This is a genomic window from Cellulomonas alba (genome assembly GCF_030362835.1).
Lineage (GTDB): Bacteria > Actinomycetota > Actinomycetes > Actinomycetales > Cellulomonadaceae > Cellulomonas > Cellulomonas alba.
In genome coordinates this window covers 719,975-744,127 of sequence record NZ_JAUCGQ010000001.1, presented here as the reverse complement: position 1 = coordinate 744,127, position 24,153 = coordinate 719,975, and the positions used below count along the sequence as shown (strand labels likewise).

Below are 24,153 nucleotides of genomic sequence, written 5' to 3'. Positions count from 1 at the left end.
GTGAGTCTCGCCGTGTGCCCGGGGTCCTTCGACCCCATCACGCTCGGGCACCTCGACGTCGTCCGGCGGGCACGCTCGATGTTCGACGAGGTCGTCGTCGGCGTCGCCGTGAACTCGTCGAAGCGCGCGCTGCTCGACCTCGACACCCGCGTCGCGCTCGCGCAGAAGGCGGTGGCCGACCTGCCGGGAGTGCGGGTCGAGGTGGTGCCCGGCCTGCTCGCGGACTTCGTCACGCAGGTCGGTGCGGTGGCGGTCGTCAAGGGTCTGCGCGGCGCCGCGGACGTGGACGCCGAGACGCCGATGGCGCTGATGAACCGGCACCTCTCGGGCGTCGAGACGGTGTTCGTACCGGGCGACTCGGCCCTCGCCCACATCGCGTCGTCGCTGGTCAAGGACGTGGCGCGGTTCGGCGGCCCGATCGACGACCTGGTGCCGCCCGGTGTCGGCGACGCGGTGCGGGCGGCGCTCACGACGGACGGAGGGGAAGCCCGATGACGGACCAGGACCCGACCACGCGCGCGGAGGGCCTCCAGGGCGTGCTCGACGCGATCGAGGGCGCCGTGACGCAGGCGCGGGCGATGCCGATGTCGTCGTCCGTGCTGGTGAACCGTGCCGAGCTGCTCGAGCTCGTCGACCAGGCTCGGGAGGCGCTGCCGACCCAGCTGAGCGCGGCCGACGAGGTGCTCGCGGACGCCGATCAGGCGCGGGCACGCGCTCAGGCCGAGGCGGACGCGATCGTGGCCGCGGCGCGTCAGCAGGCCGCAGAGCTCGTGGAGGCCGAGGCGGTCACGGTCCAGGCGCGCGAGCGCGCGGCGGAGATCGTCGCGGAGGCGCAGGCGACCGCCGAGCGGCTGCAGCGCGACGCGGACGACTACTGCGACCGGCGCCTCGCGGACTTCGAGATCGACCTCGGCAAGCTGCTCTCGCAGGTGCAGGGCGGTCGTGCCAAGCTCGCGGGGCGGCTCGGCGACGTCTGACCGCCGGCCGCACCGTCGCGCGCCGCGGCGTGCGCCACGCCACTGCCCGCTGACGTGCGGCGATTTGGGCGGGCCAGACGCCGTGCCGTAGACTCGTCCGCTGGTCCTGCCGGTCGTGGCGAGGGCCGAGATCGACGAGGGGAAGGCCGCCGTGCAGCGCCCGGTTCACCTCGATCCCCGTTCGCCGTTCGTGCTCGACACCCACGAGCTCGGCCGACGTCCGGGATCGACGCGGACGGTCCGCCGGACGGTGGAGGCCCCCCAGGATCTCGGCACCGACGTGATCGGCATCCCCACCGGGACCGACCTGGAGCTGGATCTGCGGCTCGAGGCGGTCATGGAGGGGGTCCTGGTCACCGGATCCGTCCGCGGCCGGGCGGTCGGGGAGTGCGTGCGCTGCCTGGGTGAGGTCGTCGAGGACGTCGACGTCTCGCTCACGGAGCTGTACGTCTACCCCGAGCGCGCGGCGGTCGCGGTCGAGGACGGCGACGAGGACGAGGACGTGCGCGAGCTGGTGGACGACCTGATCGACCTCGAGCCCGCGCTCCGGGACACGCTGGTGCCGGCCCTGCCGTTCCAGCCGCTGTGCCGGCCCGACTGCCCGGGACTGTGCTCCATCTGCGGTGCACCCCTGGCGGACGACCCTGACCACTCGCATGAGACGCTTGACCCCCGATGGTCCGCACTGAGCGGACTCGTGGGCTCGAACGACGAGACGAAAGAGAGCTAGCCGTGGCGGTTCCGAAGCGCAAGATGTCGCGCAGCAACACCCGTGCGCGTCGGTCGCAGTGGAAGACCACTGCCACGACGCTGACCTCGTGCCCCGTCTGCAAGGCGGACAAGCAGCCCCACACGGCCTGCCCGGCCTGCGGCGCCTACAACGGCCGCCGCTACGCCGAGGCCGTGCGCTCGTCGCACGAGGCCTGAGCGAGCGACACCGCTGCCGCATGACGACGACCGGACACCCGGCATGAGCGTCGCGGCCGCAGAGCTGACCGAGAAGCTCGGGGTCCATCTGGACCCCGAGCTTCTCGTGCTTGCGCTGACCCACCGGTCGTTCGCGCACGAGGCCGGCGGGATCCCGACGAACGAGCGGCTCGAGTTCCTCGGCGACACGGTCCTCGGGCTCGTCGTCACCGAGGCGCTGTACCGCGACCACCCCGACCTGCCGGAGGGGTCGCTCGCGAAGATGCGGGCCGCGACGGTGTCGCAGCGTGCGCTGGCGCAGGTCGCGCGCGAGCTCGACCTCGGCGCGTACGTGCTGCTCGGCAAGGGCGAGCTCGCGACCGGCGGCGCCGACAAGGACTCGATCCTGTCGGACACCCTCGAGGCGATCTTCGGCGCGGTGTACCTGTCGCACGGCCTCGAGGTCGCCCGCACGATCGTCGACCGGCTCGTCGGCCCCACGCTGCAGGCGGCGGCGGACCTCGGCGCCGGGCTCGACTGGAAGACGTCCCTGCAGGAGCTCTCGGCGTCGCTCGGCCTCGGTGCGCCGTCCTACGCGGTGGCCGGCGAGGGCCCGGACCACGCGCGGGTCTTCACGGCACGTGCGGTGATCGCCGACGAGGTGCGCGGCGAGGGCACCGGTCCCGCGAAGAAGCTCGCCGAGCAGGAGGCCGCCGAGCAGGCGTACCGCGTGCTGCTCGCGCTGCGCGACGGCACCGGTCACGCGGCCGCTCCCCAGGCGGGCGTCGACCGCCCCGCCGCGGGCGCGCACGCCTGACGGCCCGTGCCCGAGCTGCCCGAGGTCGAGACCGTCCGGGACGGCCTCGCGCGCCACGTGCTCGGTCGCACGGTCGCGCACGTGGACGTCCGCCGCGACTACTCGGTCCGGCGGCACACCGGCGGTCCGCTCGACTTCACGGGCCGGCTGACGGGCCGCCGCCTCGACGCCGCGGTGCGTCGCGGCAAGTTCCTCTGGCTGCTGCTCGACGAGGGCGACGACGCGCTGCTGGCCCACCTCGGCATGAGCGGTCAGCTGCTGGTGCGCGACGGCGACCTGCCCGACCACCCGCACCTGCGGGTGCGGCTCCGGTTCGACGACGGCGGCGCGCTCGACTTCGTCGACCAGCGCACGTTCGGCCATCTCGCCGTCCCTGAGCTCGTCCCCACCGCGGACGGCGGCCCCGGCGGTACCGGCACGGGCGTCGACGCCGACCGCCCGGCGGTGCCCGCGCCGGTCGCGCACATCGCGCGCGACCTGCTCGACCCGCACGTCGACCGGGCGCGGCTCGTCGACGCGTTCCGCGCCCGGCGCACGGGGATCAAGCGCGCGCTGCTCGACCAGACCCTCGTCTCGGGCATCGGCAACATCTACGCAGACGAGGGTCTGTGGCGTGCGCGCCTGCACTACGCCCGGCCGACGGAGCGCCTGACACGCGCCGAGGTGAACCGCGCGCTCGACGGGGCGGCCGAGGTGATGACGGCGGCGCTCGGGCAGGGCGGCACGAGCTTCGACGCGCTGTACGTCAACGTCAACGGCGCGTCCGGGTACTTCGACCGCTCGCTCGCCGTGTACGGGCGTGAGGGCGAGCCCTGCCGTCGGTGCGGGACGCCGATCCGGCGCGACTCGTTCATGAACCGCTCGTCGTTCTGGTGCCCGGTATGCCAGCCGAGGCCGCGCCGGCCGCACCGCTGAGGGCACGAGCGCGGCGACACCCCGCGCTGAGGGTGGGACCGCGTCGCCGCAGGTCGATAGAGTGCGAGACGTGTCAGCCACTCCCGCGACGCAGGGACGTCAAGGTCCGATCACCGTGATGATCGTCGACGACCACGAGGTCGTGCGGCGCGGCATCGCGGAGGTCGTCGAGCGGACCGAGGGCATGACCGTCGTCGCCGAGGCGGGCTCCGTCGCCGACGGCGTGCGGCGCGCGGGCCTCGTCCGCCCGCAGGTGATGCTCGTCGACCTCCAGCTGCCCGACGGCACGGGCATCGACGTGCTCAGGCAGGTGCGCGACATCCACCCGGAGGCGCGCCCGATCGTGCTGACGTCGTTCAACGACGACGACGCGCTCGCCGCGGCCCTCGACGCAGGTGCCGTCGCCTACCTGCTGAAGACCGTGCGCGGCGCCGAGATCACCGACGTGATCCGCGCCGTGGCGGCCGGTCGCGTGCTGCTCGACGACCGCACGGTCACGCGCCGACGTGCGGCGACGGACGACCCGACGGAGAACCTGACGCCGAGCGAGCTCCGCGTGCTCGACCTGATCGGCGAGGGGTTGTCGAACCGCGAGATCGCGGAGCGGCTCGGCGTCGCCGAGAAGACCGTCAAGAACCACATCACGTCGCTGCTCGCCAAGATGGGCCTCCAGCGGCGCACCCAGGTCGCCGCGTGGGTGGCCTCGCGGAAGCACTCCGGCTGGCGCGCCGAGCCCGGCCACTGAGCCTCTGACCCGACCGGCCGCGTCACTCCTGTGCGAGCGGGGCGGTCCAGACGAGCAGCGTGCCGCGGCCGTCGGCGTTGTCGCCGATCTCGAACGTGCCGCCGTGCTGCCGAGCGCGGGAGAGCAGGTTGCCCACGCCCGACGAGCGGTCCCGGTCGGGCGGCAGCCCCCGGCCGTCGTCCGAGACCTCGACGCAGACCGTTCCGCCGACGCCCTCGCCCGTGACGATGACGCGCACGGCGACGCTCGAGGCGTGCGCGTGGCGGGCGGCGTTGGCGAGGCCTTCGCGGACCACGGCGACCACGTCGTCCGTCAGGTCGGCGTCGACGCGCTCGTCGATCCGCGCCTCGCTGAAGTCGTCGTCGGAGTCGCCGACCACGGCGTCGTCGATCGTCAGGACCAGCGACGGCGCGAACCCGAGCCCGGTGCGCGCAAGCGACGCCTCGCGGCGCAGGCGCTCGACGAGGCCCGTCGCGGCGTCGGGGTCGCGCAGGGCGTAGACGATCTGGCGGATCTGGCGGACGGAGCTGTCGACGTTGTCCAGCGCCTCGTCGACGATGCTGAGCAGCTCGCTCGGGTCGACGCCGCGGGCAGCGCGCCGGCGGACGGTCTCGAGCTGCATGCCGGTGGCGAACAGCTGCTGGATGGCGAGGTCGTGCAGGTCGCGCGCGATGCGCTCCCGCTCGTCGAGCAGCGCCGCGACGTCCTGCGCGTGCCGGGCCTCGGCGAGGATGTACGCGAGCGCCGCCTGCGCCGCGAACGACTCGGCCGTCACGAGGTCCGCCTCGGCGAACGGCGGCGCGCCCAGCTCCCGGAGCACGATGAGCACGCCGACGCCCAGTCCGGACGCCTGCAGCGGCGCGAAGATCCCCGAGCCGAACCGCTGCCACGCCTCGCCGTGCACGGGCGAGCTCGCGAGCGACGGCGCGAGCATGCCGCGACCCTCCGTCATGACGGTCCATGCGCGGCTGCCCTCGGGCATCACGAGCCCGACGAGCTCCCCGGCCTCGTGGCCCTGCGCGAGCTCGATCAGCAGCTGGCCCCCGACGCCCGGCAGCGCCACCGCCGCGGTGTCGGCGTGCGCCACCTCGCGCGCCGTCTCGACGATGTGCTCGAGCGCCTCCTCCTCGTCGAAGCCCTCGAGCAGCATGGTCGTGATGTCCTGGCCGGCGCGCAGCCAGTGCTCGCGGCGCGCCGCCTCGGCGTACAGCTGCGCGTTCTGCACCGCGACGCCCGCGGCCGCCGCGAGCGCGACGACGGTCTGCTCGTCGCGCTCGTCGAACCGCGTCCCGTCGAGCTTCTCGGACAGGTAGAGCTGGCCGTAGACGCGGCTCGCGACGCGGACGGATGCGCCGAGGAACGAGCCCATCGGCGGGTGGTCCTTCGGGAACCCGATGAAGGCGGGGTGCTGCGTGAGGTCGTCGAGCCGCAGCGCGCCCTCGGCGGGGATCTGGCCGAGCACGCCGAGCGCGTGCGGGGCGTTGCGCATCATGCGGGCGACCGACGTCGGCACGCCTGTGTAGACGAACGTCGTCGACGTGCCGTGCTGGTCGAGCACGTTGATCGCGGCGTACCGCGCCTGCGTGAGCTCCGCGCTGACCTGGACGAAGCGGTTGAGCACCTCGGGAAGCTCGAGCTCGCGCGCCACGGCGAGGATGGCGTCGAGCAGGTCGGCGAGCGGGTTCCCGGTCAGCGCCACGGGCGTTCCCACCACCTGGGCGAGGACACCGTCGGCGAACGGCGTGCCGGCGTTCGCGGGGATCCGCTCGATGAGCCCCTGTGCGCTGTCGTCATCGGTGCGCAACGTCCTGTCCCTCCGCCACGGCGCCCTCACGGCGCACCGCCTCACGGTAGTCCGCGTGGGTGGCGAGGAGGGTCGCGTGGGTGCCGCGCCGCGTGGCGCCGGGGGAGAGCCACAGCACCTCGTCGGCGGCCCCGAGGGGCGCGAGGCGGTGCGTGACGACGACGGTGCCGCGACCGTCCGCCGCCGCGCTCAGCAGGTCGGTGACGAGCCGGTCCGCCGCGTCGGGGTCGAGGTGCTCGGCGGGCTCGTCGAGCAGCAGGAGCGGGGCGGGGCTCAGCAGCGCACGCGCGACGAGGAGCCGGCGGCGCTCGCCGCCGGAGACGGTGCGGGCATCGGGGCCGATCGGCGTGTCGACGCCGTCCGGGAGGCCCGCGAGCCAGTCGTCCAGCCCGACGCGGCCGAGCACGGCGCGGGCCTCGTCGGGCGTCACGTCCCCGCGCGCGACGCGCAGGTTCTCGAGGACGGTCGTCCCGAAGACGTGCGCGTCCTCGGGGCTCGCGACGACGGCGGCGACCACGGTCGAGCGGTCGAGGTGCGCGATGTCCGTGCCGTCGAGCTCGAGCACGCCGCCGTGCCGGGGGAGGAGGCCGGCGAGCGTGAGCAGCAGCGTGGTCTTCCCGGCCCCGCTGGGCCCGACGATCGCGAGCGACCGCCCGGGCACGAGCTCGAGTTCGACGCCCGCCACGGCCGGCTCGCGAGCGGGCCAACCCGCGGCGAGGCCGCGGGCCACGAGCCGGGGGCCGCCGGTCGGCGCGGGGACGCGGTCGTCCGCCGTCCGGCTGCCGCTGGCTGTGTGGGTGTCCCGTGGACCATCGCCGCCCGGCCCGGCGATGTCGCTCGTCGCGCCCCCCTCGCGGCGGCCTCCGACGCCCGTCGTCCCGCCGGCGGCGGGGTCGTCGGCGGCCGCGTCGAGCAGCGCGAGCACCCGACCCGCCGCGGCCCGCGACCGCTGGACCTGGACCGCAGCGGCGGGCAGCAGCGCCGTCGCCTCGAACGCGGCGAGCGGCGTCAGCACGACCACGGCGAGGGTGACGGCCGCGAGCCTGCCGTCGGCCACCGCGGGCACCCCGGTGACGAGCGCGGCCACCACGGCGAGCCCGACCGCGAGCTGACCCACGGCGGCGGCGAGCGCCGACGACGCCGCGCCGCGGTCGGTGGCCCGGGCGACGCGGACGTCGGCCGCGCGCAGCGCCCCGAGCTCGCCACGCAGCCGCCCAGCGACGGCGAGCGGCCCGGCGTCCTCGAGCACGCCCAGCGCGACCGCCTGCGCGTCCGCGCGCGCACCCAGTGCCGCGTGCTCGGCGTCCCGCGCGCCGCGCGCGGCGAGCAGCGGCGCGACGACCCCGGCGAGCAGCAGGCAGGCGGCGAGCGCGAACCCGGCGGGCGGCCAGAGCAGTCCCATCGCGAGGCTCGTGCCCGCGCCGAGCACGGCGGCGACGCCGGCCGGGAGCAGGCCGCGCACCACGACGTCGCCGATCGCGTCGACGTCCGCACCGACGCGCGCGAGCAGGTCGCCGCGGCGCAGACCGAGCGTCGCGGCGGGTGCGCCCGCGGCGAGCCGCTCGTACAGGCTGGTGCGGAGCGTCGTCATGCCCCGGAGCGCGAGGTCGTGCGACACGAGCCGCTCGACGTACCGCAGGACGCCGCGTCCGATGCCGAACGCGCGGACGGCGACCGTGGCGACCGACAGCTGGAGGACGGGCGGCATCTGCGACGCGCGGGCGATGAGCCAGGCGGCGACGGCGGCGAGCGCGACCGAGCAGCCGAGCGCGAGCGCGCCGAGGAGCACCGCCTCCACCGCGCGCCGGCGGTCGACCTCGAGAAGCGCGACGGCGCGCCTGAGAGTGCCGCGCGGAGGGGCGAGCGTGAGTGGTGGCACCGCGGCCGGGACCGGCGCGGTCATGCCGCCACCGTCTCGCCGAGGTCGGCGGCGTCGGCCCGCTGGACCGCGATCACGGAGTCGGCGAGCGCCAGGAGCGACGGCCGGTGCGCGACCAGCACCACGGTGCGGCCGGCCGCGCGGAGCGCCTCGACCGCGTCGAGCACCACCCGCTCTCCGTCGGCGTCGAGGTGCGCGGAGGGCTCGTCGAGCACGACGAGCGGCGCGTCGGCCAGGAGCGCGCGCGTCAGCGCCACCCGCTGGCGCTGCCCGACGCTCAGCCCGGAGCCACCGCGCCCGAGCTGCGTCTGCCAGCCCTGGGGGAGCGTCGCGACCACGTCGGAGAGCCCGGTCAGCCGCGCGGCGGCCAGGCGGGCGCCCTCCGACCCGCCGCCCACGACCGCCGCGAGCGTGCCGGGCTCGAGCACCGGCCGCTGCGGCAGCCACGCCACCTGTGACCAGAGGGTCTCGCGGTCGAGGTCACGCGCGTCGACGTCGCCGAGCAGCACCCGACCCTCGTCGGGAGCGAGCAGACCCAGCAGAGCGTCCACGGCGGTCGACTTCCCCGCACCGGACGGCCCGACGAGCGCCACGACGCGGCCCGGCTCGATCGTGGCGTCCAGCCCGCGCGGCGCCCAGCCGCCGGTGGCCCGGACGCCGAGGCCGACGAGCTGGATCGTCGTCGCGCGCAGGTCCGGGGCGGCCACCGTGCCGGCCGCAGGCGCCGGCTCGTCGAGCACCGCGAACGCCTGCTCGGCCGCCGCGACGCCGTCGGCCGCCGCGTGGAACTGGGCGCCGACCTGCCGCAGCGGCAGGAACACCTCGGGCGCGAGCACGAGCACCGCCAGACCCGTCACGAGCGACATCCCGCCGTCCACGAGCCGCAGCCCGATCGCGACGGCGACGAGCGCGACGGACAGCGTCGTCAGCAGCTCGAGCACCATGCCCGAGAGGAAGGCGATCCGCAGCGTGCCCATCGTCGCGCGGCGCTGCGCGTCACCGAGCTCGCGCACCCGCGCGGCCGGACCCCGCTCGCGGCCGAACGCGCGCAGCGTCGGCAGTCCGGCCAGCAGGTCGAGCACCTGCGCGCCGAGCCGCTGCATCGCGACGAGGCCCCGCTCGGCGCGTCCCTGCGTGAGGCGCCCGACCAGCACCATGAACAGCGGCACGAGCGGCAGCGTCGCGATCACGAGCACGCCGGACAGCCAGTCCAGCCCGAGCACGACGAGCAGCGTCGCGGGTGTGACGGTCGCGGCCAGCACGAGCTGGGGCAGGTACCGCACGAAGTACGGCTCGAGGTTGTCAAGCCCGCGGGTCGCGAGGGTGACGAGCGCGGGCGCGTCCCCACCGGCGAGGCGGCGCGGCCCCAGGGCGGCGGCGCGGTCGACGACGCCCTCGCGCAGCTCGGCCACGGCGCGCGTCGCCGCCCGGTGCGCGTACCGCTCCTGCACCCCGACGACGAGCGCCCGCGCGCCGACCACCGCCGCGAGCCATCCGACGAGCGGCGCGAGCGCGCCGAGCGACACCCCGTCGGTCACCGCGCGCCCGAGCGCGTGCGCCAGGAGCAGCGCCTGGGCCACGACGAGCGCGGCCGTCACCACCCCCAGCGTCGCCGTGAGCGCGACGTACCGGCGTGCCGAGCGGGCGTACCGCAGCAGGCGCGGGTCGAGCGGTCTCATCGGTCTGCCGAGGTCACCTTCGGGGCGAACGTCAGGCCGGTGGGCTCAGGGATGGAGTGCGCGCTGATCCGCTTGCGGAACACCCAGTACGTCCACCCCTGGTAGAGCAGCACGACGGGCGTGAGGATCACGGCGACCCACGTCATCAGCCGGAGCGTGTAGGGCGTCGAGGCGGCGTCGGCGGCCGTCAGCGAGTTGGCCGGGTCGAGCGCGGGCATGACGTCGGGCCAGAGCGACCCGAAGATCAGCACCACGGCGGCGACGATCGCGACCGCCGACGCGAGGAACGCCGGCCACTCGCGCCGCGTCCGCGTCGCCACGACCACTGCGACGAGCGCGAGAGCGGCGACCGCGACGGCGATCCAGGTCCATCCCACCGAGTACGCGACCTGCGCCCAGACGGCCCACGCCCCGGCGACGACGAGCGTCGCGACGGACGAGACCGACGCGAACCGCGCGGCCCGCTCACGGACCAGGCCGTCGGACTTGAGTGCCAGGAAGACGGCGCCGTGCGTCAGGAAGATCAGGCACGTGGTCGCGCCGGCGAGCAGCGCGAACGGGTTGAGCAGGTCGAGGAACGTGCCGGCGTACTCGTGGGTGTTGTCGAGGTGCACGCCGCGCACAAGGTTGCCGAACGCGACGCCCCAGAGGATCGACGGCACCCACGACCCGAAGATGAGCCCGCGGTCGATCCACGCGCGCCACCGGTCGGAGTCGATCTTGCCGCGCCACTCGAAGCAGACGACGCGCACGATCAGCGCCAGCAGGATCAGCAGGAGCGCGAGGTAGAAGCCCGAGAACATCGTGGCGTACCACTCGGGGAACGCCGCGAACGTCGCACCGCCGGCCGTCAGCAGCCACACCTCGTTGCCGTCCCACACCGGGCCGATCGTGTTGATCATGACCCGGCGGTCCTTCTCGCGCTGGCGGTGGTCGCCGCGCGGCAGCACGCCGAGCAGCATGCCGACGCCGAAGTCGAAGCCCTCGAGCACGAGGTAGCCGGTCCACAGGACCGCGATGAGCAGGAACCAGACCGTCACGAGATCCACGGGTCGCTCCTCAGTACGCGAACGACAGCGGCTGCTCGGCGTCGTCGCCGGCCCTGTCGGGGTTGTCGGGGCTCACGTCCTTCTCGACGTCCGCCACGCCCTCGATCGCGTAGCGGTGCATCAGCCGGTACCAGACCACCGCGAGCACGGCGTAGAGCGCGGTGAAGGCGACGAGCGACGTGACGACCGTCCCCGCCGAGACGGACGTGGACACACCGCGCGCCGTCAGCAGCCACACGCCGTCGACGCCCGACGGGTTCGGGTTGGGCGCGACGACCCACGGCTGCCGGCCCATCTCGGTGAAGATCCAGCCGAACGACGAAGCGAGGAAGGGCGTGACGATCGCGATGATGCCGAGCCGGCCGAACCACCGCTTGTCGCTGACGCGTCCCTTGCGGGTCAGCCACAGCGCGGCGAGCGCCAGTGCGGCCGAGCCGACGCCCATGCCGATCATCAGGCGGAAGCCCCAGTACGTGACCGTGAGGTTGGGCTGGTACGAGATCGGGTTGCCGGCGGAGTCGGTGTAGCCGAACTTCTGCTCGTACTGCTGCTGGAGGTTCTCGACGCCCTGGATCGTCGCGTTCGTGTCGCCGTCCGCGAGGAAGCCGAGCAGGCCGGGGATCTGGATGACGTGCGTGACGTCCTCGCACGAGTTCGACAGGTTCCCGATCGCGAGCACCGAGAACGCGGGGCCGGTCTCCGTCTGGCACAGGGCCTCGGCGGACGCCATCTTCATCGGCTGCTGCTGGAACATGAGCTTCGCCTGCTGGTCGCCCGAGAGCGCGACGCCGATGCCGCCGATGAGCATCACGACGACGCCGAGCACGACGGCCGGGCGGTAGACGTCTCGCGCCTTCTCGGCCTGACCGGTCCGCGCCAGCCTGACCATCCACCAGGCCGCGATGCCCGCGACGAACGTGCCGGCGGTGAGCAGCGCCGCGGTGATGGTGTGGGGGAACGCGGCGAGCAGCGTCGAGTTCGTCAGCACCGCGCCGATGTCGACCATCTCCGCGCGGCCGCGCTGCGCGTTGTAGATGGTCCCGACCGGGTGCTGCATCCACGAGTTCGCGGCGAGGATGAAGAAGGCCGACAGGTTGGTGGCGAGCGCGACCGCCCAGATCGTCAGCAGGTGGACCTTCTTGGGCAGGCGGTCCCACCCGAAGATCCAGAGGCCGAGGAACGTCGACTCGACGAAGAACGCGGCGAGCGCCTCCATGGCGAGCGGCGCGCCGAACACGTCGCCCACGAACCGGCTGTAGTCGCTCCAGTTCATGCCGAACTGGAACTCCTGCACGATGCCGGTCGCCACGCCGATCGCGAAGTTGATCAGCAGCAGCTTCCCGAAGAACTTCGTCAGCCGCAGCCACCGGCTCTTGCCCGTGACGACCCACACGGTCTGCATGATCGCGACGAGCGGCGACAGGCCGATCGTCAGCGGCACGAAGATGAAGTGGTAGACGGTGGTGATCCCGAACTGCCAGCGTGCGATGTCGAGCGCGTCCACTGTGGTGCTCCGTGGGTCGGTGGCCTCGTTGATGCAGGTCGCGCCGCCGGCGACCTGGGGGGAACGCTAGGACGAGGTCCAGTCTGCTCCTGGGACCAAGGTCCCCGGTACTGACGTTCCGTCGTGAACCGGCGCGTCGCTGACGCTGCCCGGACGAGGGGCCTGTGCGATACTGACGGCGGCTCCGAGGGCGACCACACCGCCCCTGGGACCCGTGAGCTCGCAGCACCAGCGCGTCGCGCACGCCAGCCGCCGCCCGGCCACGTCGGGCCCATCCAGGGCCTGCGACACGGCCCCGCAGGCGATGGCGCCGGCCCGGTACCTGCAGCCACGACCGACGACTTCCGTCGCCGCCGAGTGCGCGCGACGACCGACCGACCGAGGACCACCGAGACGTGTGGCGTGGTTTTCCGGTACCCAGGAGCACTCCGCGTGAGCCCCGAGATCACCCCCGAGAACGAAGCAGCTGCATCGACGGCCGGGGGTGAGGCCGCCCCGGCCGCCCCGCGCCGTCGCCGCGCGACCCGCGCCGTCGCCGCGCCTGTCGCGGCCGAGCAGTCCGCCGAGCCGACCCCCGACGCCGCTCCGGCGGCGACCGAGCCCGCCGCGGTGAGCGCCGACGCGCCGGCCGAGGCCGAGCCCGCTGCCGCCCCCAAGCGCACCCGCGCGCCGCGCCGCGCGACGAAGGCGACCGCGCCGACCGAGCCGGACGCCCCTGCCGCGGCCGCCGAGGCGGAGCCCGCCGCAGCAGCCGCCGACGCGGTGACGTCGGACGAGCCCGCGGCCGAGACCAAGCCCGCGCGGCGCCGCCGTTCGAGCACGCGCGCCGCCGCGGCCCCCGCGTCGCGGCCCGAGCCCGCCGAGGAGCCGGCCGAGGGCGCCGAGGAGCCGGCCGAGGACGAGGCCGACGAGGCGACCGCCGCGTCGGACGCGCCGCTCGACGTCCTCGCCGAGCTGGCCGCGACCGTCGGCGAGCCCGCCAAGCAGCCCGAGCGACCCGCCGGGGGCGCGCGGCTCGCGACCACCGCGCTGCTGTTCCAGGCGCCCGACCCCGCGGCTCGGCCCCGGCGCCGGCGCGCCCAGGCCGGTGCGGGCTCGCCCGAGCAGATCTCCGAGGCGGCGCGCGCCGAGCACGCGCAGGCCGAGCCCGCGAAGTCCGAGGGTGCCGCCGTCGCGACCCCCGCCGCCGACGAGACCGGCCCGTCGCGGTCGTCCCGCCGTCGCCGCGGCGGCCGCGGCCGCAGCGGTGCGTCCGCCGCCACGGACGAGACGCAGGAGGCCGCCGCACAGCCCGCCGAGGCGGCGGACGAGCCCGAGGCCGAGGACGTCGTGCTCGACGAGACCGGCGAGCCCGTCGACGTCGACGAGGTCGCCGAGGGCGACGAGGACGAGTCGACCCCGTCGCGCCGTCGCCGCCGTCGTGGTGGCCGCGGCCGCCGCCGGCCGGACGCCTCGCGCGACGCCGCGGACGAGGTCGCCGCGACCGCCGAGGACGAGCCCGAGGACGACGAGGAGCCCGCAGGCGACGAGACCGAGGCCGAGTCGGCTGACGGCGGCCCGTCGAGCCGCCGCCGCCGTCGCCGTCGCCGCGGCACGTCGTCGGGCGAGGGCGGCGAGACCCGGACGCGCACGCGCGCGCCCAGCGACGAGGTCACCGCGCTGCGCGGCTCGACGCGCCTCGAGGCCAAGCGTCAGCGCCGCCGCGAGGGCCGCGACGCCGGTCGTCGCCGCCAGATCATCACGGAGGCCGAGTTCCTCGCGCGCCGCGAGTCGGTCGAGCGTTCGATGATCGTGCGCGAGCGCCACGGCCGTACGCAGATCGCGGTGCTCGAGGACGGCGTGCTCGTCGAGCACTACGTCTCGAACCAGGCGCAGGTCTCGATGGTGGGCAACGTCTACCTCGGCCGCGTGCAGAACGTGCTGCCCAGCATGGAGGCGGCGTTCGTCGACGTCGGCAAGGGCCGCAACGCCGTGCTGTACGCCGGCGAGGTCAACTGGGACGCCGCGGGCCTCGACGGCGGCCAGCCGCGCCGCATCGAGCAGGCGCTCAAGTCGGGCGACTCCGTGCTGGTCCAGGTCACCAAGGACCCGATCGGCCACAAGGGCGCTCGCCTGACCTCGCAGGTCACGCTCGCCGGTCGCTACCTCGTCTACGTGCCGGGCGGCGGCATGACGGGCATCAGCCGCAAGCTCCCCGACACCGAGCGCAACCGCCTCAAGAAGATCCTCCGCGAGGTCGTCCCGGACTCCGCCGGCGTGATCGTGCGCACGGCAGCCGAAGGGGCGAGCGAGGACGAGCTCCGCGCCGACGTCGAGCGGCTGAGCAGCCAGTGGGAGGCGATCGAGAAGAAGGCGAAGACCGCGTCGGCGCCCGCGCTGCTCCAGGGCGAGCCCGACATGGCGATCCGCGTGGTCCGCGACATCTTCAACGACGACTTCAGCTCGCTCGTCGTCGAGGGCGACGAGGCGTGGTCGACCATCTCGTCGTACATCGCCGAGCTCGCGCCCGACCTCGCGCAGAAGGTCCAGAAGTGGACCGGCACGCAGGACGTCTTCACGGTGCACCGCATCGACGAGCAGCTCGCCAAGGGCATGGACCGCAAGGTCTGGCTGCCGTCCGGTGGCTCGCTCGTGATCGACCGGACCGAGGCGATGACCGTCGTCGACGTCAACACCGGCAAGTTCACCGGCTCGGGCGGCACGCTCGAGGAGACGGTGACGCGCAACAACCTCGAGGCGGCCGAGGAGATCGTGCGCCAGCTCCGGCTGCGCGACATCGGCGGCATCATCGTCATCGACTTCATCGACATGGTGCTCGAGTCGAACCGCGACCTCGTGCTGCGGCGCCTCGTCGAGTGCCTCGGCCGCGACCGGACCAAGCACCAGGTCGCCGAGGTCACGTCGCTGGGCCTCGTGCAGATGACGCGCAAGCGCGTCGGGCAGGGCCTCGTCGAGGCGTTCTCCGAGACGTGCGAGCACTGCCACGGCCGCGGCTTCATCGTCCACGACGAGCCCGTCGAGAAGAACGGCCGCCCGGACGCGGGCGCGCAGCAGCAGCCGGAGACGGGCGAGCCGAAGCGGTCGCGCCGCAAGCGCGGGGGAGCCAAGGAGGCGGCCCCGGCCGCCGGTCCGCACCCGGGCGTGCCGGTCCTGCCCGAGGCTCGCGAGGCCGTCAAGGCGACGCTCGCGACGATCGCCGCCGCGGCGGCGCACGCGCACGAGCACGACCACGAGCACGACCACCCCGCGGGCGTCGCGGTGGCCGAGCCGGGCACCGAGCTCGTCGCCGAGCCGGCCGTCGTCGGCGAGGACGAGGCCGCGACGCAGGACGTCGCGGACGCACCTGTCCTCGACGTCCTCGCGGAGCTCGACGCCGCCGGGTTCGGCGAGCACGGTGACGACGTCCCTGCGGTCGCCCGTGACGAGGCCCCCGCGCCCGTCGACGACGCACGGACGGCGGACGCCGACACGGACGCCGACGAGGCCCAGACGCTCGAGCTGACGCCCGTGGACCCGCAGGTCTTCGACGCGGAGACGCCCGAGGACGACTGACCGTCACGGGGTGCGGGGAGCGCCCCGGTGAGTTTGACCCTCGTCCGGCGCCCCCGTACCCTAGGACGTCGGTGCGCGCAGCGCGCCGGTCCCCGTGTGCCCATGGTCAGGTCGCACTCCCACGCCGCGGCGTGAGCGAGTTCGCCCAAGCCGACCGCCATGACGAGCACGCCAAGACTAGGAGAGATGAGCAGCAACGTGGTGTACGCGATCGTGAAGGCCGGCGGCCGCCAGGAGAAGGTTGCGGTGGGCGACATCGTCGTCGTGGACCGCCTCGGCGCCCAGGCCGGTGACTCGGTGGAGCTGCCCGCGCTGCTGCTCGTCGACGGTGCCAAGGTCACCACCGACGCCGCGGCCCTGGCCAAGGTGAAGGTCACCGCGGAGGTCGTCCGGGACGAGAAGGGCCCGAAGATCGACATCCTGCGGTACAAGAACAAGACGGGCTACCGCAAGCGTCAGGGTCACCGCCAGAAGCTGACCCGCCTCAAGGTCACCGGCATCAAGTGACCCCTCGCGGGCACTGACTTCTGAGCTAGGAGAGCAGCAATGGCACACAAGAAGGGCGCGAGCTCCTCGCGCAACGGTCGCGACTCGAACGCGCAGCGCCTCGGCGTCAAGCGCTTCGGCGGCGAGGTCGTCAAGGCCGGCGAGATCATCGTCCGCCAGCGCGGCACGCACTTCCACCCGGGCAACAACGTCGGCCGCGGTGGCGACGACACGCTGTTCGCCCTGACCGCCGGCTCGGTCGAGTTCGGCACGCGTCGTGGCCGCAAGGTCATCGACATCGTCGCAGCCGAGGGCTGACGACCACAGACATTCACGCGAAGGGGCGCACCGGTGCGGTGCGCCCCTTCGTCGTTGGACGATGGAGCAGTCCGAGCGGCCCCGAGCGTGGGGGCGGCGGGCTGACGAGCACAGGAGGTAGCCGTGGCGACGTTCGTCGACCGGGTCGTGCTGCACGCGACCGGCGGTGACGGTGGGCACGGCTGCGCGTCCATCCATCGCGAGAAGTTCAAGCCGCTGGCCGGCCCCGACGGCGGCAACGGCGGCAACGGCGGGTCGGTGATCCTCGAGGTCGACCCGCAGGTCACCACGCTGCTCGAGTTCCACCACCTGCCGCACCGGCGCGCGTCGTCGGGCACGCAGGGCATGGGCGACCACCGCTCGGGCTCGACGGGCGCCGACCTGGTGCTGGGCGTCCCCGACGGGACCGTCGTCAAGGATCCCGACGGCGAGGTCCTGGCCGACCTGGTCGGGGTCGGCGCGCAGTACGTCATCGCGGCGGGCGGTCGCGGGGGGCTCGGCAACGCCGCGCTCGCTTCGCCGCGCCGCAAGGCGCCCGGGTTCGCGCTGCTGGGGGAGCCCGGCTCGGAGCAGTCGGTCGTCCTCGAGCTCAAGACGATCGCCGACGTCGCCCTCGTCGGCTACCCGAGCGCCGGCAAGTCGAGCCTCGTCGCGGCGATCTCCGCCGCGCGGCCGAAGATCGCGGACTACCCGTTCACCACGCTCGTGCCGAACCTCGGCGTCGTGCAGGCGGGCGCCGCGCGGTACACCGTCGCCGACGTGCCGGGCCTGATCCCCGGCGCGTCCGAGGGTCGGGGGCTGGGGCTCGAGTTCCTGCGCCACATCGAGCGCTGCGCGGTGATCGTGCACGTGCTCGACTGCGCGACCCTCGAGCCGGACCGCGACCCGATCAGCGACCTCGACGTGATCGAGGCTGAGCTCGCCGCGTACGCGGGGGACCTCGACATCGAGGGTGGCCGCGTCCCGCTCACCGAGCGTCCGCGCGTCGTCGTCCTGAACAAGATCGACGTGCCGGAGGCGCGCGACCTGGCCGACCTCGTCCGGCCCGAGCTCGAGGCGCGCGGCCTGCGCGTGTTCGAGGTGTCGACCGCGAGCCACGAGGGTCTGCGTCCGCTGACGTTCGCCCTCGCGGAGCTCGTGGAGCGCGCACGACGCGAGGCGCCTGCGCCCGAGCCGACGCGCATCGTGCTGCGGCCGAGGGCCGTCGACGAGTCCGGCTTCACGGTGACGCGCCGCGAGGGCGGCGGCGCGGTCTGGTTCCAGGTGCGCGGCGAGAAGCCCGAACGTTGGGTGCGGCAGACGGACTTCGCGAACGACGAGGCCGTCGGCTACCTCGCGGACCGCCTCGCGCGCCTCGGCGTCGAGGACCAGCTGTTCAAGGCGGGTGCCGTCGCCGGTGACGAGGTGCGCATCGGCCCTGACACGAACGCGGTCGTCTTCGACTGGGAGCCGACGCTCATGACCGGCTCGGAGCTGCTCGGCTCGCGCGGCACCGACGCGCGGCTCGAGGACCGCCTGCGGCCGACGCGCGGCGAGAAGCGCGCCGAGCACAAGGACCGCATGGACGCGAAGGCCGCGGCCCGCGCGGAGCTGTGGACGGAGCGCGAGTCGGGCATCTGGACCGACCCGGACCGCCAGGACTGACCGGAGCGCAGCGGACGGTGGGGGTCGCGCGCAGCGCGGCACCCGCCGGGAGCGGAGCGGAGGTCAGGCCTGGCAGCTCACACCGCCAGGACTGACCGGAGCGCAGCGGACGGTGGGGGTCGCGCGCAGCGCGGCACCCGCCGGGAGCGGAGCGGAGGTCAGCCCTGGCAGCTCACACCGCCAGGACTGACCGGAGCGGCGCCGCGTGCTGGACCAGTGGTCGGGCGCGGGCGGCCGTCCGGCACAATGCGAGCGTGTCCGCCGCCACCCTCGTCGACCGCCAGCAGCTGCCGTCTGCCGCGCGGGTCGTCGTCAAGGTCGGCTCGTCGTCGCTGACGAGCCCCGACGGCCGGCTCGACCCGGATCGCCTGCGCGCGCTGGTCGAGGTCCTCGCGGCGCGTCGCGCCGAGGGCGGGCAGGTCGTCCTGGTGTCCTCGGGTGCGATCGCGGCCGCCATCGGCCCGCTCGGCCTGCCGGGCCGCCCGCGCGACCTCGCGACCCAGCAGGCCGCCGCGACGGTGGGGCAGGGGCTGCTCGTCGCGCACTACACGCGAGCCTTCGCGGAGCACGGGCTGCGCGTCGGGCAGGTGCTCCTGACCGCTGAGGACACCGTGCGGCGCGTCCACTACCGGAACGCGCACCGGGCTCTGAACCGGCTGCTCGACCTCGGCGTGGTGCCGGTCATCAACGAGAACGACGCGGTGGCGACGGACGAGATCCGGTTCGGCGACAACGACAGGCTCGCGGCGCTCGTCTCCCACCTGGTGCACGCGGATGCGCTGGTGCTCCTCACGGACGTCGACGCGCTGTACTCGGGGCCGCCGTCCCGGCCGGGCTCGCGCCGCATCGGGCGGGTCGAGGGACCGGCGGACCTCGAGGGCATCGACGTCTCGTCGCGGGGGTCGTCCGTCGGCACGGGCGGCATGGTGACGAAGCTCGAGTCCGTGGCGATCGCGTCGCAGTCGGGCATCCCGGTCGTCCTGACGTCGGCCGAGCAGGCCGCCGCGGCGCTCGCGGGCGAGGACGTCGGGACGTGGTTCGCCGCGACGGGCCGGCGCACGTCGATCCGGCTGCTCTGGCTCGCGCACGCGGCGCGCACGCGCGGGCGGCTCGTGCTCGACGACGGCGCGGTGCGGGCCCTCGTCGAGCGGCACAAGTCGCTGCTGCCGGCGGGCGTGACGGGCTTCGAGGGCGAGTTCGAGGCCGGCGACCCCGTCGAGATCGTCGGTCCGGACGGCGTGGTCGTCGCGCGCGGCCTGGTGGCGTACTCGTCCGACGAGGTGCCCGACCTGCTCGGGAGGTCGACGTCGGACCTGCGCGCCGAGCTCGGGCCGGGCTACGACCGCGAGCTCGTGCACCGCGACGACATGGTGCTCGTGCGCCGCCGTCGTCCCCACGCGGCCACCGTGCCCACCCGCGCGTGAGCGTCCCGTGGAGCTCGCGGACGCCGGGGCTACCCTTGGTCGCATGACCGCCTCCCTCGACGCACCGCTCGACACGGCTCCCACCAGCGCGGACGCGCCGGTGCCCCCGGTCGACGGTGCAGAGTCGGTCGAGGCGGTCGCCCGCCGGGCGAAGGTCGCGTCCCGCGCGCTGGCGACGGCGACGCGCGCGACGAAGGACGCGGCGCTGCACGCGCTCGCCGACGCCCTCGTCGCGAATGCCGACCGGATCGTCGCGGCGAACGCCGACGACCTGGCGCGCGGGCGCGAGAGCGGGCTGTCGGCCGGGCTGCTCGACCGCCTCGCGCTCACGCCGGACCGGATCGACGGGATCGCCGCGGCGCTGCGCGAGCTCGCCGGGCTCCCGGACCCGGTGGGCGAGGTCGTGCGCGGCTCGACGCTCCCCAACGGACTGCGCCTGCGCCAGCTGCGCGTCCCCATGGGCGTCGTCGGCATGATCTACGAGGCGCGCCCCAACGTCACGGTCGACGCCGCGGGCCTTGCGCTCAAGAGCGGCAACGCCGTGATCCTGCGCGGCGGCTCGGCGGCGGCGTCGAGCAACGCGGTGATCGTCGGCGTGCTGGCCGACGCGCTCGAGACCGTCGGGCTGCCCGGCGCCCTCGTCCAGTCGATCGACGCGTGGGGTCGTGCGGGCGCGGTCGAGCTCATGCACCTGCGAGGGCTCGTCGACGTGCTCGTGCCGCGCGGCGGCGCCGACCTGATCCAGACCGTGGTCCGCGAGTCGACCGTGCCCGTGATCGAGACGGGCGTCGGCAACTGCCACCTGTTCGTCGACGAGAGCGCGGACCTGGGCGACGCGATCGCCATCGTCCTGAACGCCAAGACGCAGCGCGTGGGCGTCTGCAACGCGCTCGAGACGCTGCTGGTGCACGACGCGGTGGCGGACGAGTTCCTGCCGATCGCGCTCGCCGAGCTGGCCGACGCGGGCGTCACGATCCACGGCGACGCACGGACGCTCGAGCTCGCGGGCGACGAGGTCGCGACCGTGCCGGCCACGGACGAGGACTGGGCGACCGAGTACCTCTCGCTCGACCTCGCGGTCCGCGTCGTCGACGACCTCGACGAGGCGCTCGACCACATCCGCACGTGGAGCAGCGGCCACACCGAGGCGATCGTCACGCGCGACCTCGCGTCGTCCGAGCGGTTCGTCGCGGAGGTCGACGCGGCGGCGGTCATGGTCAACGCGTCGACGCGCTTCACGGACGGCGGCCAGCTCGGTCTCGGCGCCGAGATCGGCATCTCGACGCAGAAGCTGCACGCGCGGGGTCCGATGGGCCTCGCGGAGCTCACGACGACCAAGTGGGTCGTCCAGGGCGACGGTCACGTCCGACCCTGACCCCGACGGGTGTCTCGGACCCTGAGTCTCAGCCACCCGTGCGACACTGGCTGTTCATCCGGACCCGTCCCAGGAGGATCGACGTGCACGCTGTCCTGACCGAAGCCGCGGAGCACGCTCGCGAGCTGCCCTTCGACCCGGTGGTCTTCGGCGTCGGCGCGTTCGTCGGACTGGTCGCGATGCTCCTGATCACGTTCGCGTTCCGCAGCGCCGGCACGCGCCACGAGTGATCCTGGGTACACGGGGACGATGACGCAGCCGCCGCGCGTCGGAGTGATGGGCGGCACGTTCGACCCGATCCACCACGGGCACCTGGTCGCGGCGAGCGAGGTCGCGGCGCGGTTCGAGCTGGACGAGGTCGTGTTCGTGCCGACCGGCGTCCCGACCTTCAAGCAGGACGTCGAGGTCACGGTCGCGGAGCACCGCTACCTGATGACGGTGATCGCGACCGCGTCGAACCCGCGGTTCACGGTCAGCCGCGTCGACGTCGAACGCCCGGGTGTGACGTACACGGTGGACACGCTCCGCGACCTCAAGGAGCGGAGGCCGGATGCCGACCTCTTCTTCATCACGGGAGCCGACGCCGTCGCGCAGATCCTGGAGTGGAAGGATGCCGAGCAGCTGTTCTCCATGGCGCGGTTCGTGGCGGTCACCCGCCCCGGGCACGCGCTGTCGGTGGAGGGTCTGCCGGTGGACCGGGTGAGCGTGCTGGAGATCCCGGCGCTCGCCATCTCGTCGACCGACGTCCGTGCGCGAGCGCGCGCGGGTGAGCCGGTCTGGTACCTCGTCCCCGACGGGGTCGTGCAGTACATCGCCAAGCATGGGTTGTATCGAGGTCAGTCATGAGTGAAACCGGAGGGCGGCCGCGTCGTCGCGACCTCCACCGCAGCGACGCACCGGGCGTCCCGTCGTGGTCGGCAGCCGCCGAGCACGAGCAGGAGGTGCCCAACCAGGCGTCGATCGAGCGCGGTGGGACGCCGTCAGCGCCCACGAGCGTCTCCCGCCGGGCGCTGCGGGCGCAGCAGCCGCAGGGGAGCGCGGAGTGGCCCGCGGCGAGCGAGCCCCAGGCCGCGACGCCCGCGTGGGCGCCTGCCGCGCCGGTGCCCAGCGCGCACGCGCCGAGCCCGCACACGCCTGGTCCGCAGACGCCTGGTCCGCAGACGCCGAGCCCGCACACGCCGAGCCCGCACACGCCCAGCGCGCAGGTGCCGGGCGTCCAGCCGTCGAGCGTGCCGAACGTCGCGCCGTCGCCCACCCGAGCCGCCGCGCCGCAACCCGTGCAGCCACAGGAGAGGCCGGGGCAGCAGCCTGCGGCGTCGTCGGCGACCGCCGCGTGGGGCGCCGCCGCGCGTCCGCAGCAGGCCCCCGACGAGGTCGCACAGCCGTCGCGGCGGACGTACCGCGACACCCTCGACCCGACGGTGAACCCGACGTGGTCCGCTCCGCAGGCGCAGCGCCCCGCGGCTCCCGCCACGCGGCAGCCGACCGGCCCGGTCGGCAGCCCCGACGAGCGTGTGATCTCCCGGCCGGGGATGCCCGGCCCGCAGGCGCCGTCGGCCACCCCGCGCGGCTTCGCACCCGACGCCGGCGGCCAGCCGCCCGCGCGCCCCGCCGGGACGGGCGGCTCGAGCCCGTCACAGGCCCCGGGCGTCTCGACACCCCGGCCGACGAGCACGTCGCCCGAGGAGTGGCCGACCGCCGGCTGGTCCGCGGGCACGCCCTCCGCCCGCCCGTCGGCGACCGGGGGCGCACAGGCGCCGACCTGGGTGCCCGGCGGTACGAGCGCACCGGCGCCCGGCCGCGCCGAGCCGCCGCGACCGGCCGCAGCGTCGCAGCCCGGTGCCGGCTCGTCCGGCGCGCCGCAGGCTCAGCCGTCCGCGTTCGGCTCGTCGCCGCAGGCCTCCCCGCAGTCGCTCCCGTCGGCCGTCGGCCCTGCCCGGCCCGACGCGGAGGGCAGCTCGGCGTACCCCCTCCCGTCGGCGCTCGGGCCGACGCCCCAGGCCGGCGCCGGCGGTTCGTCGCCGTCGCTCCCGTCCGCCGTCGGACCCGCCAGGCAGCCGGACTCGGGCGCGTGGGCCTCGCGGCAGCCCGCGCCCGCCGCGGGTCCGCGCGCCGACGGCGCTCGGCCTCAGGCCGGCGCTGCTCCCGCGTCCCCCTCGGCGGCCGGCGGCGCGAGTGGTCCGCGCTCGTGGACGCCCGTCCCGTCGTCGGCCGCGCCGCAGGCGTGGGGCGCACCGGCGGAGCCCGCCGCACCGCCGCAGCCCGCCGCGCCGCCGCACCAGACGGCTGACGCGACCGAGGTCGCGGCACCGGTGGTCTCGTCGCTCGCGGGTCGCTCGGCCCAGCAGGCGCCGGCGTGGTCCGCCGCGGGCCAGGCGCCCGTCGAGGGGGCGTCCGCCGCTCCCTCGAGCCGCGCCGCCGACCACGAGCCGTACGGCGACGAGGACGACGAGTCCGGGGACCGCCCGCGGCACCCGTACACGTGGTTGCACCTGATCGTGCTGGCGCTCGTGGCGTTCGTCCTCGGGTTCCTGATCGTGCTGCTGCTCGCCCACACGACGGACGGCGCCAAGGACGGCGGCTCCGGCCGCTCCGGCGCCCAGGCGCCCGTCTCCGTCGTCCAACCCACCACCTGAGGAGATCCGTGACTGCGACCGAACGATCGATCGAGCTGGCCGTCGCCGCCGCGAGGGCCGCGAGCGACCGCAAGGCGCAGGAGATCATCGCCCTCGACGTGAGCGAGCAGCTCGTGCTTACCGACGTGTTCCTCATCGCGTCGGGGACCAACGAGCGTCAGGTCGGCGCGATCGTGGACGCCGTCGAGGAGGCGCTGTTCCACCTCGGCGCCAAGCCGATCCGCCGCGAGGGCAAGTCGCAGGGCCGCTGGGTGCTCGTCGACTTCGGCGACATCGTGGTGCACGTGCAGCACGCCGAGGACCGCGTCTACTACGCGCTCGAGCGGCTCTGGAAGGACTGCCCGCTCATCGAGCTGCCGGCCGACGCGCACGGCACGCTCGAGGACTGAGCGAATCCCGCTGCGGCGGGTGCGCGCCGGTCGCTAGGGTCCGGCGCGGGTTCT

General features: G+C 74.8%; 22 protein-coding genes. 17 read left to right on the top strand and 5 right to left on the bottom strand.

The genetic code is table 11. The features are described 5' to 3' along the window. The 7 genes from coaD (at position 1) to QRT04_RS03315 (ending at position 4,360) form a co-directional block, all read left to right on the top strand. Positions 1 to 495, top strand: coding sequence for a pantetheine-phosphate adenylyltransferase (gene coaD, locus QRT04_RS03345; RefSeq protein ID WP_289453481.1), 495 nt, complete (start codon positions 1 to 3; stop codon positions 493 to 495). Beyond that, on the top strand, positions 492 to 977 hold the full coding sequence (locus tag QRT04_RS03340) for a hypothetical protein (protein WP_289453479.1): 486 nt from the start codon (positions 492 to 494) through the stop codon (positions 975 to 977). Before coaD ends, QRT04_RS03340 begins: the two co-directional genes overlap by 4 nt. 151 nt (positions 978 to 1,128) lie before the next feature. After that, entirely contained in the window at positions 1,129 to 1,707 is a 579-nt protein-coding gene (locus QRT04_RS03335; RefSeq protein ID WP_289453477.1) for a YceD family protein, read from the top strand. A gap of 2 nt (positions 1,708 to 1,709) precedes the next feature. Beyond that, positions 1,710 to 1,904 (top strand): 50S ribosomal protein L32, encoded by a 195-nt coding sequence (rpmF, locus tag QRT04_RS03330; protein ID WP_289453476.1) that lies wholly within the window; start codon positions 1,710 to 1,712, stop codon positions 1,902 to 1,904. Between the two features lie 43 nt (positions 1,905 to 1,947). Beyond that, the gene (gene rnc, locus QRT04_RS03325) at positions 1,948 to 2,700 is read left to right on the top strand and encodes a ribonuclease III (protein ID WP_289453475.1); all 753 of its coding nucleotides are present in this window, start codon (positions 1,948 to 1,950) and stop codon (positions 2,698 to 2,700) included. Between the two features lie 6 nt (positions 2,701 to 2,706). Further along, positions 2,707 to 3,615 (top strand): bifunctional DNA-formamidopyrimidine glycosylase/DNA-(apurinic or apyrimidinic site) lyase, encoded by a 909-nt coding sequence (gene mutM, locus QRT04_RS03320; RefSeq protein WP_289453474.1) that lies wholly within the window; start codon positions 2,707 to 2,709, stop codon positions 3,613 to 3,615. A 118-nt stretch (positions 3,616 to 3,733) separates the two neighbouring features. Next, on the top strand, positions 3,734 to 4,360 hold the full coding sequence (locus QRT04_RS03315) for a response regulator (protein WP_289455692.1): 627 nt from the start codon (positions 3,734 to 3,736) through the stop codon (positions 4,358 to 4,360). Positions 4,361 to 4,382: 22 nt separating this feature from the next. Here QRT04_RS03315 and QRT04_RS03310 read toward each other — a convergent pair whose 3' ends face one another. The 5 genes from QRT04_RS03310 to QRT04_RS03290 are packed head-to-tail and all read right to left on the bottom strand — an operon-like array spanning position 4,383 to position 12,275. Continuing rightward, positions 4,383 to 6,164 (bottom strand): sensor histidine kinase, encoded by a 1,782-nt coding sequence (locus tag QRT04_RS03310; RefSeq protein ID WP_289453473.1) that lies wholly within the window; start codon positions 6,162 to 6,164, stop codon positions 4,383 to 4,385. After that, positions 6,151 to 8,067: a thiol reductant ABC exporter subunit CydC gene (cydC, locus tag QRT04_RS03305; protein ID WP_289453472.1), complete on the bottom strand. Its 1,917-nt coding sequence runs from the start codon at positions 8,065 to 8,067 to the stop codon at positions 6,151 to 6,153. Before cydC ends, QRT04_RS03310 begins: the two co-directional genes overlap by 14 nt. Next, positions 8,064 to 9,722 (bottom strand): thiol reductant ABC exporter subunit CydD, encoded by a 1,659-nt coding sequence (gene cydD / locus QRT04_RS03300; RefSeq protein ID WP_289453470.1) that lies wholly within the window; start codon positions 9,720 to 9,722, stop codon positions 8,064 to 8,066. Before cydD ends, cydC begins: the two co-directional genes overlap by 4 nt. Further along, positions 9,719 to 10,771 (bottom strand): cytochrome d ubiquinol oxidase subunit II, encoded by a 1,053-nt coding sequence (gene cydB / locus QRT04_RS03295; RefSeq protein WP_289453469.1) that lies wholly within the window; start codon positions 10,769 to 10,771, stop codon positions 9,719 to 9,721. The genes cydD and cydB overlap by 4 nt, the downstream gene beginning before the upstream one ends. A gap of 10 nt (positions 10,772 to 10,781) precedes the next feature. Then, positions 10,782 to 12,275: a cytochrome ubiquinol oxidase subunit I gene (locus QRT04_RS03290; RefSeq protein ID WP_289453468.1), complete on the bottom strand. Its 1,494-nt coding sequence runs from the start codon at positions 12,273 to 12,275 to the stop codon at positions 10,782 to 10,784. A gap of 432 nt (positions 12,276 to 12,707) precedes the next feature. Here QRT04_RS03290 and QRT04_RS03285 point away from each other — a divergent pair, with 432 nt between their 5' ends. From QRT04_RS03285 to rsfS, 10 genes are all read left to right on the top strand, one after another. Then, positions 12,708 to 15,827, top strand: coding sequence for an Rne/Rng family ribonuclease (locus QRT04_RS03285; protein ID WP_289453467.1), 3,120 nt, complete (start codon positions 12,708 to 12,710; stop codon positions 15,825 to 15,827). A gap of 198 nt (positions 15,828 to 16,025) precedes the next feature. Continuing rightward, positions 16,026 to 16,334, top strand: a complete 309-nt coding sequence (rplU, locus tag QRT04_RS03280) for a 50S ribosomal protein L21 (RefSeq protein ID WP_289455691.1) — start codon at positions 16,026 to 16,028, stop codon at positions 16,332 to 16,334. Positions 16,335 to 16,373: 39 nt separating this feature from the next. Continuing rightward, positions 16,374 to 16,631, top strand: a complete 258-nt coding sequence (rpmA, locus tag QRT04_RS03275; protein ID WP_289453466.1) for a 50S ribosomal protein L27 — start codon at positions 16,374 to 16,376, stop codon at positions 16,629 to 16,631. A gap of 123 nt (positions 16,632 to 16,754) precedes the next feature. Then, positions 16,755 to 18,275 carry a GTPase ObgE gene (gene obgE / locus QRT04_RS03270; protein ID WP_289453465.1) on the top strand — a complete coding sequence of 507 codons (1,521 nt, stop codon included), beginning with the start codon at positions 16,755 to 16,757 and terminating at the stop codon, positions 18,273 to 18,275. Positions 18,276 to 18,529: 254 nt separating this feature from the next. After that, complete coding sequence (gene proB / locus QRT04_RS03265) at positions 18,530 to 19,699, top strand: glutamate 5-kinase (RefSeq protein ID WP_289453464.1); 1,170 nt, start codon at positions 18,530 to 18,532, stop codon at positions 19,697 to 19,699. Between the two features lie 43 nt (positions 19,700 to 19,742). Further along, complete coding sequence (locus tag QRT04_RS03260; RefSeq protein ID WP_289453463.1) at positions 19,743 to 21,074, top strand: glutamate-5-semialdehyde dehydrogenase; 1,332 nt, start codon at positions 19,743 to 19,745, stop codon at positions 21,072 to 21,074. Positions 21,075 to 21,157: 83 nt separating this feature from the next. Continuing rightward, positions 21,158 to 21,304, top strand: coding sequence for a hypothetical protein (locus tag QRT04_RS03255; protein ID WP_289453462.1), 147 nt, complete (start codon positions 21,158 to 21,160; stop codon positions 21,302 to 21,304). 19 nt (positions 21,305 to 21,323) lie between these two features. Further along, positions 21,324 to 21,920: a nicotinate-nucleotide adenylyltransferase gene (gene nadD / locus QRT04_RS03250; protein ID WP_289453461.1), complete on the top strand. Its 597-nt coding sequence runs from the start codon at positions 21,324 to 21,326 to the stop codon at positions 21,918 to 21,920. After that, on the top strand, positions 21,917 to 23,710 hold the full coding sequence (locus QRT04_RS03245; protein ID WP_289453460.1) for a hypothetical protein: 1,794 nt from the start codon (positions 21,917 to 21,919) through the stop codon (positions 23,708 to 23,710). Before nadD ends, QRT04_RS03245 begins: the two co-directional genes overlap by 4 nt. 8 nt (positions 23,711 to 23,718) lie before the next feature. Continuing rightward, positions 23,719 to 24,099: a ribosome silencing factor gene (gene rsfS / locus QRT04_RS03240; protein WP_289453459.1), complete on the top strand. Its 381-nt coding sequence runs from the start codon at positions 23,719 to 23,721 to the stop codon at positions 24,097 to 24,099. Positions 24,100 to 24,153: the final 54 nt, after the last annotated feature.

Excerpts from the sequence above, each read along its gene's own strand:
- QRT04_RS03340 (WP_289453479.1), top strand. The coding sequence starts at position 492 with ATGACGGACCAGGACCCGACCACGCGCGCGGAGGGCCTCCAGGGCGTG.
- rnc (WP_289453475.1), top strand. The coding sequence starts at position 1,948 with ATGAGCGTCGCGGCCGCAGAGCTGACCGAGAAGCTCGGGGTCCATCTG.
- QRT04_RS03315 (WP_289455692.1), top strand. The coding sequence starts at position 3,734 with ATGATCGTCGACGACCACGAGGTCGTGCGGCGCGGCATCGCGGAGGTC.
- cydC (WP_289453472.1), bottom strand. The coding sequence starts at position 8,067 with ATGACCGCGCCGGTCCCGGCCGCGGTGCCACCACTCACGCTCGCCCCT.
- cydD (WP_289453470.1), bottom strand. The coding sequence starts at position 9,722 with ATGAGACCGCTCGACCCGCGCCTGCTGCGGTACGCCCGCTCGGCACGC.
- rpmA (WP_289453466.1), top strand. The coding sequence starts at position 16,374 with ATGGCACACAAGAAGGGCGCGAGCTCCTCGCGCAACGGTCGCGACTCG.
- QRT04_RS03260 (WP_289453463.1), top strand. The coding sequence starts at position 19,743 with ATGACCGCCTCCCTCGACGCACCGCTCGACACGGCTCCCACCAGCGCG.
- nadD (WP_289453461.1), top strand. The coding sequence starts at position 21,324 with ATGACGCAGCCGCCGCGCGTCGGAGTGATGGGCGGCACGTTCGACCCG.
- QRT04_RS03245 (WP_289453460.1), top strand. The coding sequence starts at position 21,917 with ATGAGTGAAACCGGAGGGCGGCCGCGTCGTCGCGACCTCCACCGCAGC.